The following is a 15,343-nucleotide window of genomic DNA, read 5'->3' as shown; positions in this document are numbered from 1 at the left end:
CGCAGAACGCGGGAGTGAGCGGGTTTTCAGAGGGTCTTGGACATACGGTTGGTCATCAGCGCCCAGCCAAACAGCACCACGCACAGGATGATCAACGGCCACGAACGCCATTGCAGGTAAGGCGTCAGGTTATGCATCGGCACGACTTCGCCGTAGAGCACGCCTTGTTCGAACTGCGGAATGCGCTCGGTGATCTGCCCGAACGGGTTGATCAAGCCGGTCACGCCATTGTTGGTGGCACGAATCATCCAGCGCCCGGCTTCAAGGGCGCGCATCTGCGCCATCTGCAAGTGTTGCAGCGGGCCGATCGAGGTGCCGAACCAGGTGTCGTTGCTGATGGTCAGCAGCAGGTCGCTGCGTGCCGCCAGACTGGCGGCGAATTCCGGGTACACCACTTCGTAGCAGATGAACGGTGCAATCTGATAACCCTTGGCCTGCAACAGCGCCTGATCGGCAGGGCCACGGGCAAAATCGGACATCGGCAAGTCGAAGAACGCGATCAGCCCGCGCAGGATGTCCTGCAGCGGTACGTATTCGCCGAACGGCACCAGTTTTTGTTTCAGATAGGTGCCGTCGCCTTCGCCGACCACGGTGATGCCGTTGAAGAAGCGCTTCTCGTGACGCACTGTCTGGCGGATCGGCACACCGGTGATCAGCGCCGATTTACGCTCGGCGGCGAAGTTGCCCATCATGTTCAGGTAGCCCTCGGCGGACTCCTTGAGTACCGGGACGGCGGTTTCCGGCCAGATCAGCAGGTCCACGGGTTTCGAACGGAAGCTCAGGTCGCGGTACAGCGCCAGTTGTGCGTTGAGCTCGGCCGGGTCCCATTTCATGCTTTGCGCGACGTTGCCCTGAATCGCAGCAACACTCAGTGGTGCGCCAGCCGGGCTGGTCCAGGCATGGCCCTTCAGCGCGATGCCGGCCACCCACGGCCCGACCAGCAATACCAGGCCCGCGGCGATAAAGCCCTTGCGACCGGTCTGCAGCAGGCGTGGTGCGTTGTAGATCAGGGCGGCGGTCAGCGCCAAGACGAACGACACCAGCCACATGCCACCCACTGGCGCGAGCCCGGCCAGCGGGCCGTCGAGCTGACTGTAACCGGAGTACAACCACGGGAAACCGGTAAGGAACCAGCCACGGAACGCTTCCTGGCCAACCCACAGCGCAGCGAAGGCCAGGGCATCGGCCAGCGGCGCCTCGTTGCGACGCAGCCAGCGCGCCCAGAGCCAGGCAGGCAGGGCGAAGAACCAGGCAATGGCCGCCGTGAAAATCAGCATCAGGAACCCGGCCAGCAGCACCGAAGCGCCGCCGAAGTGGTGGATGCTGTAATAGATCCAGCTGGTGCCGGCGCCGAACAGGCCGAAACCGAAGCACCAGCCACGGCCCAGTGCCTGGCGCGGGCTCAGCTCGCGCAGGCCTGCGTAGAACAGGCCGACCGCCAGCAAGGCCAGCGGCCAGAGATCGAACGGTGCCAGAGCGAAGGTGGTGATTGCACCGGCCGCCACGGCCAGCAGGTTACCGGGCCAGCCGGGGCGGGTTGTCCAGCGCATTTCAGTCCTTAAATTTACCGGGCGATTGGCGTGAGTCGCAGCAAATGAATCCGACGGCTGTCGGCGTTCAGGATGCGGAAACGATAGGCGCCGATTTCAGTGATTTCATTGCGTTTTGGCAAGTGCCCGAACGCGCTCATCACCAGCCCGCCGACGGTGTCGAACTCGTCGTCGGAGAATTCGCTGTCGAAGAACTCGTTGAAGTTCTCGATCGGCGTCAGGGCCTTGATCAGGAAATCACCGCTGGGCAGCGGCTTGATGTAGCTGTCTTCTTCGACGTCGTGCTCGTCTTCGATGTCGCCGACGATTTGCTCAAGCACGTCTTCGATGGTCACCAGACCCGCCACACCGCCGTATTCGTCGATCACGATGGCCATGTGGTTGTGATTGGCGCGGAATTCACGCAGCAACACGTTCAGACGCTTGGACTCCGGCACGAACGTGGCCGGGCGCAGCAGATCCTTGATGTTGAAGCTGTCGCCGTTCTCTTTGAGGATCAGCGGCAGCAGATCCTTGGCCAGCAGCACGCCCATCACGTCGTCATGGCTTTCGCCGATGACCGGGTAGCGCGAGTGGGCCGAGTCGACCACGGCAGGGAGGAATTCGCGGGGTGTCTGGGTCGCCTTGATGCTGATCATCTGCGAGCGCGGCACCATGATGTCGCGTACTTGCAGGTCAGCCACCTGAATGGCGCCTTCGACGATGGCCAGCGCTTCGCTGTCCAGCAGTTTGTTCTGATGTGCATCGCGCAGCAGCTCCAGCAGCTCCTGGCGGTTCTTCGGCTCGTGGGCAAAAGCCTGGGTCAGTTTACCCAGCCAGGACTTCTGCCCGTTGCTCGATCGATCTTCGCTCATAGCGATTACTCTGAATCCTTTGTTGTAACGATAGGGGATGTTTCGGTTTCGTCGTCCGCGTACGGATCGGGATAACCCAGTTCGGCAAGCAACTCGCGTTCCAGTGCTTCCATTTCCTCGGCTTCCTCGTCATCTATATGGTCGTAACCAAGCAGATGCAAGCAGCCGTGAATGACCAGATGTGCCCAGTGGGCGTTGAGTGCCTTGCCCTGTTCGGCGGCTTCACGCTCAACCACGGCCACGCAGATCACCAGATCGCCCAGCAATGGAATGTCGAGAAACTCGTCGGGCACTTCGGCGGGAAAGGACAGGACGTTGGTCGCGTAATCCTTGTGGCGCCAGGTGTGATTCAGTTCGCGGCCTTCTTCTTCGTCGACCAGACGAATGGTCATTTCCGAATCGGCGGTGCGCTGGCGCAGGGCCAGTTCACACCATTGGCGGAATTCGGCTTCGGTCGGCGCAGACGCTTCGGTCGCGATTTGCAGGTCAAGCTCAAGCATCGTGGCGATTGTCCTTCGGTGTTTCATCGGCCACGCGATTTTCGAAGCGCTCGTAGGCTTCGACAATGCGTTGCACCAACGGATGGCGCACGACGTCCTTGGGCTGGAAGTGGGTGAAGCTGATACCTGGCACATCTTTCAGGACTTCGATGACGTGATGAAGTCCGGATTTGGTGCCGCGCGGCAGGTCGACCTGGGTGATGTCACCGGTGATCACCGCCGTGGAACCGAAACCGATCCGGGTCAGGAACATCTTCATCTGCTCGACCGTGGTGTTCTGGCTCTCATCGAGAATGATGAAGCTGTTATTCAGCGTGCGACCGCGCATGTAGGCCAGCGGCGCGACTTCGATCACCTGACGCTCGATCAGCTTGGCCACGTATTCAAAGCCGAGCATCTCGTAGAGCGCGTCGTAGAGCGGGCGCAGGTACGGGTCGATCTTTTGCGACAGGTCGCCGGGCAGGAAGCCGAGTTTTTCACCCGCTTCGACCGCCGGACGCACCAGCAGAATGCGGCGGATCTGCTCGCGTTCCAGGGCATCCACGGCGCAGGCCACGGCCAGGTAGGTCTTGCCGGTACCGGCCGGGCCGATGCCGAAGTTGATGTCGTTGCCGAGGATTTCCTTCACATAGCGCAGCTGATTCAAGCCGCGAGGGCGAATCATGCCTTTCTTGGTGCGCAGGGCGACGGAGGCTTCGGCGGGGGCGTGGTTGTCCAGCTCGACGACGGACGATTCCTGGAGGAACAGGTGAACCGTATCCGGCGACAGCTCTGAACCCTTGGTTTCCCGGTACAGGCGGCGAATCAGGTTTTCCGCAGAAGTGGTGAGCTTGGGTTCGCCGATCAGCTCGAACTGATTGCCGCGGTTGCGGATCTCGATGGCCAGGCGCTGTTCGATCAGGCGCAGGTGCTCGTCGAACTGCCCGCACAGATTGGCGAAGCGGCGAGCCTCAAAAGGCTCGAGGATAAAACGATGAGGTTCTATGGGTGCGTTCAAGGTCGTATTTAGCCGCCCTGGGGCAATTAGGATGAAATCAAGGATAACGCCAGTGGCCTGGGTGCGAAAGCTCTTAAAAAGCCTGGCACCGATTCAGCCGTCTGGCGGGGTCTCCTTGCGGTGTTACTGGATCAGCGAGCCGCGCAGCGAGTGCGGTTGTGCCGCATCGATGTGCACGTCGGCGAACTGGCCGATCAGGGTCGGATTATCGCAGCGGAAGTTGACGATACGATTATTCTCGGTGCGCCCTTGCAGCTCGCCCGGGTCTTTCTTCGAATAGTCGGTCACCAGAATCCGCTGGATCGAACCGACCATTTGTCGGCTGATCTCGAAACCTTGCTGGTTCAAACGGTGCTGCAAGGCGTTCAGGCGTTCTTTCTTCAGCTCTTCCGGGGTGTCGTCGGCCAGGTCGGCAGCCGGGGTGCCCGGGCGCTGGCTGTAGACGAAGGAGTAGGAAAAGTCGAAACCGACGTCGGCAATCAGCTTCATGGTCTGTTCGAAATCTTTCTCGGTTTCCCCCGGGAAGCCGACGATGAAGTCCGAGCTGATGCAGATGCCCGGTACGGCAGCGCGCAGTTTGCGCAGCTTGGATTTGTACTCCAGCGCCGTGTGGTTGCGCTTCATCGCGGCCAGGATCCGGTCCGAACCGGACTGCACCGGCAAGTGCAGATGCTTGACCAGTTCCGGCACGTCGGCGTGGGCCTGGATCAGGCTGTCGGAGAATTCCAGCGGGTGCGAGGTGGTGTAGCGGATGCGGTCGATGCCGTCGACAGCGGCGACAACACGGATCAGTTCCGCCAGATCCGCCAGGCGCCCGTCGTGGGTCGCGCCACGATAACCGTTGACGTTCTGCCCCAGCAAGGTCACTTCACGCACGCCGTTTTCGGCCAGGTGAATGATTTCGGCGATCACGTCGTCGAATGGCCGGCTGACTTCTTCGCCGCGGGTGTAAGGCACCACGCAGAACGTGCAGTACTTGCTGCAGCCTTCCATCACCGACACGTAGGCGCTCGGGCCGTCGATGCGCGGCTCGGGCAGGTGGTCGAACTTTTCGATTTCCGGGAACGAGACGTCCACTTGCGGCAGCTTGCTGATGCGCGCGGCGTCGATCATTTCCGGCAGACGGTGCAGGGTCTGCGGGCCGAAGACCACGTCGACGTACGGGGCGCGATCCCGGATCGCCGCGCCTTCCTGGCTGGCCACGCAACCGCCGACGGCGATCACCATGTCCGGGTTGGCCAGTTTCAGTTCGCGCCAGCGACCGAGCTGGGAGTACACCCGGTCCTGGGCGCGTTCGCGGATCGAGCAGGTGTTGAGCAGAATCACGTCGGCGTCTTCCGCCCGCGCCGTGACTTCCAGGGCCTGGTGTTCGCCCAGCAGATCGACCATGCGCGAGCTGTCGTACTCGTTCATCTGGCAACCGTGGGTTTCGATGTAAAGCTTCTTGGCCATGGAATAGGGTCGTCACGTGATTCAAAGAACCGCGCATTATAGGGAACATGTCCCCAGGTTCCTACCGTTGCGCGTCCAGTGGCTATGCTATAGTTCGCGCCCTCATTTTTACCCCGATGTGTTGTCCGCCCGCCATGACCAAACGCGAAGCTCCAATCTACAAGGTGATATTCCTCAACCAGGGCCAGGTGTTCGAAATGTACGCCAAGCAGATCTATCAAAGTGATCTGTGGGGCTTCCTGGAAGTGGAAGAGTTCGTCTTTGGCGAGCGCACCCAGGTCGTCGTTGATCCGAGTGAAGAGAAGCTCAAGGCACAGTTCGAAGGCGTGGTGCGCAGCTTTGTGCCGATGCATTCGATCGTGCGCATCGACGAAGTGGAACGTCTCGGTACGCCGAAAATCAGCGAAGCTCGCGGTGCGGTCGGCAATGTGATGCCGTTTCCGGTGCCGATGCCCGAGAAGTAGGCGGGGCGGGAGAAGGGACTACGGAAGCGGCGAGAACGGCGTACGGCCGTCAGCGCTCTGCAGTTCCATCAGGTATTTACGGAAAATTTGCCCGAGCACCTGGGTGGCGGTTTCCAGGTCTTCGCGGGGCATTTTCTCGGCGACTTCGTCGGCGGTGTCCAGGGCATCTTCTGCGCCGTTGACCGCGGCCATCTTCAGCACGATGTACGCCTGAATGTTGTTGGCCTGCACGCCTTCACCGTGGAAGAACATGGTGCCGAGCTTGAATTGCGCCTGGGCGTGGCCTTGCAGCGAGGCCTTTTCGAAATAGCTCAGGGCTTGATTGAGGTCGCGCGGCGCATTCTTGCCGTCGTAGTAGAACTCACCCAACTCGTATTGCGCTTGCGCATCCCCCTCATCCGATGCCTTTTGGCAGGCGGCGAGGGCCTGCGTGACATCTTGCGGCTGAGTATTGAGGGTGCAACGACCCATCGCCGGGATCAACAACGAGTTGCCGCCTGCTTGTGCATGTGCGAGCAGTGGCTGAAGGAGCAACAGGCAGCCCAAGGCAAGGGTGCGGCCGGTGCGGTTCATGAGAATCGACTTACCTCTGAAGGGCGCGCGGACCCATCGAGGGATCCAATAAGCGCGCATTATGAAATAAGCAGGGCCAACCTTACAAAGTCTTTACTCGATTTTCTGCTGTGTGGGGAATATATCACCCGGTTTGCGGGATATTTTTGGCAGAAGCGTCGGAGAAAGCGCGGGAATGTAGGTGAAAGCTGACGCTGGCAATGGCCAACGTCAGCGATCAAGCCATTACTTCAGTTTGGCGAACGCGCGCTCGGCAGCGTCGAGGGTCAGTTTCAGCTCGGCTTCGCCATGGGCGATCGAGGTGAAACCAGCTTCGAACGCGCTCGGTGCCAGGTACACGCCACCTTCCAGCATCAGGTGGAAGAATCGACCGAACAGCGCTGCATCGCTGGCCATCACGTCTTCGAAAGTAACAATGTCGTCAGCGCCGCTGAAGTACAGACCGAACATGCCGCCAGCCTGAGTGGTCACGAACGGAATGCCCGCCGCGTCAGCGCGCTGTTGCAGGCCGTCGAGCAGGCGAGTGGTGTAATCGGTCAGTTCGGCGTGGAAGCCTGGACGGCTGATCAGGCGCAGGGTGGTCAGGCCGGCGGCCATCGCCAGCGGGTTACCCGACAAGGTGCCCGCCTGATAGACCGGGCCCAGCGGCGCGATGCGCTCCATGATCGAACGCTTGCCGCCGAAGCAGCCGACCGGCATGCCGCCACCGATGATCTTGCCGAAGGTGGTCAGGTCCGGGGTCACACCGTAGTAAGCCTGGGCGCCGCCGAGGGCCACGCGGAAACCGGTCATCACTTCGTCGAAAATCAGCACCACGCCGTGCTTGTCGCACAGGCTGCGCAGGCCTTCGAGAAAACCCGGCGCCGGCGGCACGCAGTTCATGTTGCCGGCCACTGGCTCGACGATGATGCACGCGACGTCCTGGCCGACTTCGGCGAGCATTTTTTCAACGGCGTCGATGTCGTTGAACGGCAGGGTCAGGGTGTGTTTGGCGAACGCGGCCGGTACGCCGGCCGAGCTTGGTACGCCTTGGGTCAGTGCGCCGGAACCGGCCTTGACCAGCAGGCTGTCGGAGTGACCGTGATAGCAGCCTTCGAACTTGATGATGCTGTCGCGGCCGGTGAAACCACGGGCCAGACGGATCGCGCTCATGGTCGCTTCGGTGCCGGAGCTGACCATGCGCACCATCTCCATCGACGGCACCAGCGAGCAGACCAGGTCGGCCATCTCGGTTTCCATCGCGGTCGGCGCGCCGTAGGACAGGCCGTGCTGCAGTTGGTTACGCACGGCGTCCAGCACGTCCGGGTGGCTGTGGCCGAGGATCATCGGGCCCCAGGAGCCGACGTAATCCACATAACGCTTGTCGTCTTCGTCGGTGACGTAGGCGCCTTCGGCGTGCTTGAAGAACAGCGGCGTGCCGCCGACGCTCTTGAACGCGCGAACCGGCGAGTTCACGCCACCGGGAATGTGTTTCTGGGCGTTGGCAAACAGGGTTTCGGAACGAGACATGATCGGGCTCTCAAAAATCAGGATTTGAACAATTCGTTGAATGCACGGGCGCGGCGGGTCACTTCGGCGGTGCTGTCAGCGCCGAACAGGCCATGGACCACGGCCAGCAGATCGACACCGTGGGCCACCAGCGGCGCGGCGTTGTCGAGGGTGATGCCGCCAATCGCGCAGATCGGCAGGTGCAGGGTGCGTTTGGCCTCGTCGAGCAGATCGAGGCTGCAACTCGGTGCACCGGGTTTGGTGCTGGAATTGAAGAAGCGACCGAAGGCGACGTAACTCGCGCCTTCTTTGGCGGCCTGTTCGGCCAGTTCAAGCTGCGCGTGGCAGGTCGAACCGATGATCGCTTTCGAACCGAGCAGGGCGCGGGTCGGTGACAACGGACCGTCGGTCTGGCCCAGGTGCACGCCGACGTTCAGGCGTGCGGCCAGTTCGGCGTCATCGTTGATGATCAACTGGGTCTTGTAGCGTTCGCACAGATCGCGCAGGGCTTCGGCCTCACGCAAGCGCCGGGCTTCGTCGCTGCTCTTGTCGCGGTATTGCAGGAGGGTGACGCCGCCTTCCAGCGCCGCCTCCACGTACGGCAGGAACTTGCCGGCCAGCAACGGACCGTCGGTAATGGCGTACAGGCCACGTAGTTTCATCAGGCAGACCTCACGACGTTACGAGCAGAAATCCAGCGGCAGACGACGCGGCACGAACTGGCCTTTGCCCAGTTGTTCGGCATCGCGCAGGGTGCGCCAAGTGTAATCCAGCGCGGTACGCACGGCGCTGGCAAGGTTTTCGCCCAGTGCCAGTCGACCGGCGAGGGTACTGGCCAGTGTGCAGCCGGAGCCGTGGTAGCTGCCGGGCAGGCGCTGGCACTTGAAGGTTTCGCGCAGGCCGTCGCGGCTGTACAGGCGATTGTGGATTTCGGTTTCGTCGCCGTGACCGCCGGTGATCAGCAGGTTCTTGATGAACGGCAGGAGTTTTTCAGCGCACTCGTCCGCGGTGCCTTCTGGCAGTTCGGCGAGGATCCGGGCTTCGGGAAGGTTGGGAGTGGCGATGATCGACAGCGGCAGCAGGCGTTCGCGCATGGCGTAGCCGACTTCGTCCTTGCCCAGGCGTCCGCCGCCGCCGGCGCGCAGCACCGGGTCGCAGACCACTGGCAAGTGCGGGTGCGCCTGAAGCAGTTCGACAACGGTGTCGACCATTTCCAGGGAACCGAGCATGCCCAGTTTCACTGCCGCGACTTCGGAATCGTTGAGCACGGCATTGGCCTGGGCCAGTACCCACTCACGGTCGAGGACGCGAAAGTCAGTGACGTTGACGGTGTCTTGCACGGTCAGGGCGGTGACGGCCGGAGCCGCATGGCAACCCTGAGCGAGCAGGGCTTCGATATCTGCCTGCAAGCCGGCGCCACCACTGGGGTCGTGGCCGGAGAGACAGAGGACAACGGGGCGGGAGCTGTAGATATTCATGGTGCGCGAGCTTACCACCAAACCTGTTTTTCGGGTGTTGTGGCACAGCGTTCGGCCGATAACCTCGGTATCCGGATCCACACGGGTTCTCACAATCTGACCGAGTCAACAGCTCTAGCTCGGTGTTTTGCTCTGAAACGCCCGTTCTAGAGCCTTTGTCGGAAAAATTTCCATGGTGCTCAATGGCCATCAACGGCTATGCTAGAGTGGATCCAAACCAATAACAGGTAATACCGGTTTTACGTCATCTCAAAGGGAATGGGGGGCTTCCTGACACAACCGGACAAGCCACGCTGGGGCTTCAATGCGCTATTTGTTGATGTTGCTGTTCTGTTTGCCCCTCCTGGCAAACGCCGTCGAATTCGACGAGTTCACCCAGAGCCTCCCGCTGGGTCGATCCCTGCAAGTGTTCGAAGACCCGAGCGGTCAGGCGAGCATTGCCGACGTCCGCGCGCAAGCCGCTGCCGGACAATTCAAGGCCCACGATAAAGCCACGCTCAATGCCGGTTACTCGCGTTCGGCGTTCTGGCTGAAAATCGACCTGCATTACCGCCCGAGCAATCCGGCGGCGCAGCGTACCTGGCTGCTGGAGCTGGCCTACCCGCCGCTCGATCACCTCGACCTGTATCTGCCCGATGCCGCCGGTGACTATCGCCTGGTGCGCCAGACCGGGGACGCGCTGCCGTTCGCCAGTCGCGAGATCCGGCAGAACAACTACCTGTTCAACCTCACGTTCCGGCCGGACCAGCAACAGACCGTCTATTTGCGGCTGTCCAGTGAAGGCTCGATCCAGGCGCCGGTGACGTTGTGGTCGAGCACCGCGTACCTCGAGGATCAGCCGGTGCGCCTGTACGTGCTGGGCCTGATTTATGGCGTGCTGCTGGGGATGCTGGTCTACAACCTGTTCATCTACCTCAGTGTGCGCGACACCAGTTACCTCTATTACATCTTCTATATCGGCTCGTTCGGCCTGTATCAGCTGTCGGTCAATGGCGCGGCGGTCGAGTATTTCTGGCCGGACAACCCCTGGTGGGCCAACGCTGCGACGCCGTTCTTCATCGGTTGCGCGGGGCTGTTCGGCAGCCAGTTCGCCCGCAGTTTCCTGCAGACCAAGAACCACAGCCGCTGGCTCGACCGTTTGTTGATCGCCCTGATTGCCTTCGGCGCACTGGTAATCGGTCTGTCGCTGATGACCAGTTATGCCCTGGCCCTGCGTCTGGCGACGACCCTGGCGCTGACCTTTACCGTGGTGATCTTCGCCGCCGGGATCCTCGCCTGGTGGCGCGGCCTGCGAGTGGCGCGCTACTTCATCATCGCCTGGTCAGCGTTTCTGCTCGGCGGGATCGTCAACACGATGATGGTCCTGGGTTTGCTGCCGAACGTGTTCCTGACCATGTACGCCAGCCAGATCGGCTCGGCCATCGAGGTGGCGCTGCTGTCGCTGGCGCTGGCCGACCGCATCAACGCGATGCGCGAACAACAGGCGCAGACCCTGTTCGACGCCGGCCAGAAGCTGGAAGTGCTCAACCAGCAACTGGCCCACAGCAACAAGCTCAAGGACGAGTTCCTCGCGACCCTGACCCACGAACTGCGCACGCCGATGAACGGTGTGATCGGTTCACTCGAGTTGATGCAGACCGTCGAACTGGACCCGGAGCTGGAGCAATACCAGCAGACCGCCGCCGGTTCGGCGCGGGACATGATGCGCATGGTCAACGGCATCCTGACCCTGACCGAACTGCAGGCCGGCAAGCTCAAGGCGACGCCGGGCAGTTTCAGCCTGCGCGCCGTGGTCGAGGCGTTGCGTGTGCAGTTCGATGGCAACGCCTCGAGCAAGTCGCTGGACTTCAAGGTCGACGTGCTGCCGACTCTGCCGGATCGTCTGCAGGGCGACAGCGCCAAGCTCGCGCAATGCCTGGAATGCCTGCTGGACAACGCGATCAAGTTCACCCGCGTCGGTGGCCTCGCACTACGGGTTACCGGTAAACCGTCGACAGACAATCGTCTGGCGCTGTCCTTTGCAGTGATCGACACCGGCATCGGCTTCACCGATCTGGGCGAGGCGACGATGTATCAGCGATTCTTCCAGCTCGACGGTTCGATGACTCGTGAGTACGGCGGCCTGGGCGTTGGTCTGGCGATCTGCCGACAACTGGTGGAACTGCTCGGCGGCAAGCTCACGCACCGTTCCGAGCCGGGGCGCGGCAGTCGCTTTCAGCTGGATGTCGAGTTTGAGTTGCCGGCGGTTGAAGCGGCGCCGACGCTCGTTCGCGATGCCGTGCGCGCACCGCAGGACTGCACCGTGTTGCTGGTGGACGACAACAGCGTCAATCAGTTGGTGATGCGCGGCATGCTGCTCAAGCTCGGTTTCCGCGTGCGCACTGCCGACCATGGTGCCGCGGCGCTCGAATATTTGCAGCGCGAAGCGTTCGATGCGGTGCTGATCGATTGCCAGCTGCCACCGCTTGATGGCGCATCGTTGTGCTGCCAGATCCATGACCTGCCGGGCTGCGCCAACCTGCCGGTGTTCGTGATCGCGCTGGGGGTGGATCGAGAGCATTGCGCATCCGCCGGCTCGATCGATTACCTGAGCAAACCGGTGAAATTCGAAGACTTGCAGGTTGCGATGCAACGGCGGGTGTTGAGTTGTTGATAGGGTGAAAGCGCCGGCATTTAGGCCGGTATGACACTTTGATCGGTTCGGGGGCGGTGCTTAACTGAAGCTCTGGCCGATCAAGGAGCCCCGTCATGAACCTGCATCAGTTCGCCGAAACCCACGAAGTCACCAACCAGCCACCGTCGCTGGACGGCACCAACCTGTACCGCATCGACCTGCCGTTGCAGGAGTGGTCGCGGCGGTTCGGCGCCGGCTGGGCCGAGTCGCGGATCGATGCCTACGGCGCGTTGGCCGGCGGGCCGCTGATGGAGGCCGGGTTCCTCGCCAACCAGAACAAACCGGTGTTCGCCAGCCATGACCGCTACGGTCATCGCGTCGATCTGGTGGAATTTCATCCGGCGTATCACGAGCTGATGCGCACCGCCATCGAACATGGCCTGACGTCGTTGCCCTGGGCTCATCCACAGGACGGCGCCCACGTTGCCCGCGCCTCCATGAGCTATCTGCATAGCCAGGCCGAGGCCGGCAGCGGTTGCCCGTTGACCATGACCTTCGCCAGTGTTCCCGCGCTGCGTTTGCAGCCGGATCTGGCCGAACAGTGGCTGCCGAAAATCCTCGCCACCGAATACGATCCGCGCAATGTCGGCATGGCCCACAAGGCGGGCGTCACCATCGGCATGGCGATGACCGAGAAACAGGGCGGCACCGACGTGCGCGCCAACACCACCAAGGCTTATCCGGTCGGCGCCAGCGGCCCGGGCCAGGCTTATGAACTGGTGGGGCACAAGTGGTTCTGTTCTGCACCAATGTGCGATGCGTTCCTCACGCTGGCACAGACCGACAAGGGCCTGACCTGTTTCCTGTTGCCGCGCCATCGTCCGGACGACACGCGCAATCAGTTCTATATCCAGCGCCTGAAAAACAAACTCGGCAACCAGTCCAACGCCTCCAGCGAAGTGGAGTTCCGTGGTGCGCTGGCGTGGATGGTCGGTGAAGAAGGGCGCGGGGTGCCGACCATTATCGAGATGGTGGCGATGACCCGTTTCGACTGCATGGTCGGCTCCAGTTCGCTGATGCGTCAGGCCCTGACCCAAGCCAGTCATCACTGCGCCCATCGCAAGGTCGGCGGCAAATTGCTCAGCGAACAACCGCTGATGCAGAACGTGCTGGCCGATCTGGCGCTGGAAAGCGAAGCCGCGCTGGCCCTGAGCCTGCGCATGGGCAAGGCGCTGGATCATCTTAATGATCGCCACGAAGCGCAGTTCGCCCGACTGGTGACGGCGGTGGGCAAATACTGGATCTGCAAACGCGCGCCGGCCATGATCAATGAAGCCGCCGAGTGCATGGGCGGCGCCGGGTATGTCGAAGACAGCATTCTGCCGCGCCTGTACCGCGAAGCGCCGGTGAACTCGACATGGGAAGGCTCCGGCAACGTGCAGTGCCTTGATGTGTTGCGTGCACTGTCGAAGGAGCCGGGCGTGCTCGATGTGCTGTTCAACGAGCTGGGCGACGGCCATGGCGACAAGCGGCTGGCCGCGCATATCCAGCAATTGCAGGCGTCGTTCAAGGACACCGGCGACATTCAGTACCGTGCGCGGCAATTGACCGAAGACATTGCCCTGGGGCTGCAAGCGAAGCTGTTGCTGGAGGCCGGGAATTCGGCGGTCAGCGATGCGTTTATCGCCAGTCGTCTGAGCGGTGGCGGCCGGGTCTACGGTGCCTTGCCCCGTGGGCTGGATGTCGAGTCCATCGTCGCCCGCTCGACACCGCAAGGTTTCTGAAGGGCGATTGCGACAAAGCCATTACGCCACTGTTTCCGTGACGCCACGATGCAGGCAAGATGAAGCTCTGCAAGTCAGAACACAGGAAGCTGATCGTGACCGAAGCGTTTATTGTCGTTCAAACCGCCGAACAAGCCGTGGATCGTCTGGCCGAGCTCCATGAGCGGGCCACCACGGCGCTGAACTCGGCGCTCAAGCGTTATCTCAAGGATCGCGTCGAGCCCGACGCCGAGCAACGTGCCCTGTTCCGTTATCCCGAACTGCGTCTGACCTACCACTGCCAGGGCGAAGTCCCGCAGACCACCCGCGCCTACGCCAAGGTGCAGTTGCCGGGCACCTACAGCGTGACCGTCACCCACCCGGCGGCGTTTCGCAAATACCTGCTGGAACAGCTGGTGCCGCTGATGCACGACTTCACGGTGACCGTGGAAGTCGGGGTCAGCGCACAGAACATTCCGTACCCGTACGTGGTCGAGCAGGGCGATGAACTGGCCGGCTCCGGCGTCACCGCGGCTGTCCTGGCGCGGGTGTTCCCGAGTACCGACCTGTCCGCCGCCACCGATGGCATCGCCGACGGTCTCTACGACTGGGAAAACACTGATCCGCTGCCGCTGGCGCTGTTCGATGCGGCCCGCGTCGACTTCTCGCTGCGTCGCCTGGTGCACTACACCGGCAGCGACTGGCGCCATGTGCAGCCTTGGATCCTGCTGACCAACTACCACCGCTATGTCGATCAGTTCATCCTTCATGGCCTTGAGCAATTGCGCCGCGACCCGCGTTTCGTGCGCATGGTGTTGCCGGGCAACGTGATCATCGAAAAGGGCATGGACCACGGCGAAGCCTCGGCCATTGCGGCCGGTGTGGTCTGGCACCGCTACCAGATGCCGGCCTATCACCTGATCGCCAGCGATGGCCACGGCGTGACCCTGGTGAACATCGGCGTCGGCCCGTCCAACGCCAAGAACATCACCGACCACTTGGCGGTGCTGCGTCCGCATTGCTGGCTGATGATCGGTCACTGCGGCGGCCTGCGTCAGTCGCAGACCATCGGCGACTACGTATTGGCCCACGCTTACATGCGTCGCGACGGGATTCTCGACCGGGTGGTGCCGCCGAACATTCCGATCCCGGCGCTGGCCGAGGTGCAATTGGCGTTACAACAAGCGGCTGCCAACATCACCGGCGAGAAGGGCGACGACCTGAAGAAACGCCTGCGCACCGGCACCGTGCTGACCTACGACGACCGTAACTGGGAATTGCGCTGGGCCCAGGAACGACCGCTGATCAACCTGTCCCGCGCCGTGGCCGTGGACATGGAAAGCGGCACCATCGCCGCCCAGGGTTATCGCCTGCGGGTGCCGTACGGCACGTTGTTGTGTGTGTCGGACAAGCCGCTGCACAGCGAAATCAAGCTGCCGGGTTCGGCCAACGCGTTCTACGAGCGCGCGGTGAGCCAGCACTTGAAGATCGGTATCGAAGCGGTGGACCTGCTGCGCACCGAACTCAACTCGCTGCACTCGCGCAAACTGCGCAGCTTCGACGAGCCGCCGTTCCGCTAACGGTTTGTCGTGGTCATTTGGCGGTCTGGG

At 62.0% G+C, this 15,343-nt stretch carries 13 protein-coding genes; 4 read left to right on the top strand and 9 right to left on the bottom strand.

Annotated elements, in window-relative coordinates; all coding sequences use genetic code 11:
• Window positions 1-26: 26 nt before the first annotated feature.
• The 5 genes from lnt to miaB all read right to left on the bottom strand — a co-directional run bounded on the left by lnt (window position 27) and on the right by miaB (window position 5,353).
• Complete coding sequence (lnt, locus tag AC07N4_RS24805; RefSeq protein WP_493066453.1) at window positions 27-1,550, bottom strand: apolipoprotein N-acyltransferase; 1,524 nt, start codon at window positions 1,548-1,550, stop codon at window positions 27-29.
• 14 nt (window positions 1,551-1,564) lie between these two features.
• On the bottom strand, window positions 1,565-2,404 hold the full coding sequence (locus AC07N4_RS24800; protein WP_007909641.1) for a CorC family transporter: 840 nt from the start codon (window positions 2,402-2,404) through the stop codon (window positions 1,565-1,567).
• Between the two features lie 5 nt (window positions 2,405-2,409).
• Window positions 2,410-2,904, bottom strand: a complete 495-nt coding sequence (gene ybeY / locus AC07N4_RS24795; RefSeq protein WP_102620844.1) for an rRNA maturation RNase YbeY — start codon at window positions 2,902-2,904, stop codon at window positions 2,410-2,412.
• Window positions 2,897-3,901 (bottom strand): PhoH family protein, encoded by a 1,005-nt coding sequence (locus tag AC07N4_RS24790; protein ID WP_096820798.1) that lies wholly within the window; start codon window positions 3,899-3,901, stop codon window positions 2,897-2,899. The genes ybeY and AC07N4_RS24790 overlap by 8 nt, the downstream gene beginning before the upstream one ends.
• Window positions 3,902-4,024: 123 nt before the next feature.
• Window positions 4,025-5,353: a tRNA (N6-isopentenyl adenosine(37)-C2)-methylthiotransferase MiaB gene (gene miaB, locus AC07N4_RS24785; protein ID WP_493066454.1), complete on the bottom strand. Its 1,329-nt coding sequence runs from the start codon at window positions 5,351-5,353 to the stop codon at window positions 4,025-4,027.
• Window positions 5,354-5,487: 134 nt separating this feature from the next.
• On the opposite strand from miaB, the gene AC07N4_RS24780 reads away from it, so the two are divergent.
• Window positions 5,488-5,817 (top strand): DUF1820 family protein, encoded by a 330-nt coding sequence (locus AC07N4_RS24780; protein ID WP_077045543.1) that lies wholly within the window; start codon window positions 5,488-5,490, stop codon window positions 5,815-5,817.
• An 18-nt stretch (window positions 5,818-5,835) separates the two neighbouring features.
• On the opposite strand, the gene AC07N4_RS24775 is transcribed toward AC07N4_RS24780, so the two are convergent.
• The 4 genes from AC07N4_RS24775 to AC07N4_RS24760 all read right to left on the bottom strand — a co-directional run bounded on the left by AC07N4_RS24775 (window position 5,836) and on the right by AC07N4_RS24760 (window position 9,356).
• Entirely contained in the window at window positions 5,836-6,390 is a 555-nt protein-coding gene (locus AC07N4_RS24775) for a tetratricopeptide repeat protein (RefSeq protein WP_096820799.1), read from the bottom strand.
• Window positions 6,391-6,615: 225 nt separating this feature from the next.
• On the bottom strand, window positions 6,616-7,899 hold the full coding sequence (gene hemL, locus AC07N4_RS24770; protein ID WP_064599654.1) for a glutamate-1-semialdehyde 2,1-aminomutase: 1,284 nt from the start codon (window positions 7,897-7,899) through the stop codon (window positions 6,616-6,618).
• A gap of 17 nt (window positions 7,900-7,916) precedes the next feature.
• The gene (gene thiE / locus AC07N4_RS24765) at window positions 7,917-8,540 is read right to left on the bottom strand and encodes a thiamine phosphate synthase (RefSeq protein WP_102620842.1); all 624 of its coding nucleotides are present in this window, start codon (window positions 8,538-8,540) and stop codon (window positions 7,917-7,919) included.
• A gap of 18 nt (window positions 8,541-8,558) precedes the next feature.
• Window positions 8,559-9,356 (bottom strand): hydroxymethylpyrimidine/phosphomethylpyrimidine kinase, encoded by a 798-nt coding sequence (locus tag AC07N4_RS24760; RefSeq protein ID WP_039771996.1) that lies wholly within the window; start codon window positions 9,354-9,356, stop codon window positions 8,559-8,561.
• A gap of 304 nt (window positions 9,357-9,660) precedes the next feature.
• On the opposite strand from AC07N4_RS24760, the gene AC07N4_RS24755 reads away from it, so the two are divergent.
• From AC07N4_RS24755 to amn, 3 genes are all read left to right on the top strand, one after another.
• Window positions 9,661-12,009, top strand: coding sequence for a hybrid sensor histidine kinase/response regulator (locus AC07N4_RS24755; RefSeq protein ID WP_493066455.1), 2,349 nt, complete (start codon window positions 9,661-9,663; stop codon window positions 12,007-12,009).
• A gap of 95 nt (window positions 12,010-12,104) precedes the next feature.
• Entirely contained in the window at window positions 12,105-13,754 is a 1,650-nt protein-coding gene (locus AC07N4_RS24750; protein ID WP_102620840.1) for an acyl-CoA dehydrogenase family protein, read from the top strand.
• A 59-nt stretch (window positions 13,755-13,813) separates the two neighbouring features.
• Window positions 13,814-15,313 carry an AMP nucleosidase gene (gene amn, locus AC07N4_RS24745; RefSeq protein WP_192559068.1) on the top strand — a complete coding sequence of 500 codons (1,500 nt, stop codon included), beginning with the start codon at window positions 13,814-13,816 and terminating at the stop codon, window positions 15,311-15,313.
• Window positions 15,314-15,343 lie beyond the last annotated feature (30 nt).

This window comes from Pseudomonas sp. GW821-FHT09E04 (assembly GCF_059416185.1).
This window is presented reverse-complemented; position numbering and strand designations above follow the sequence as displayed.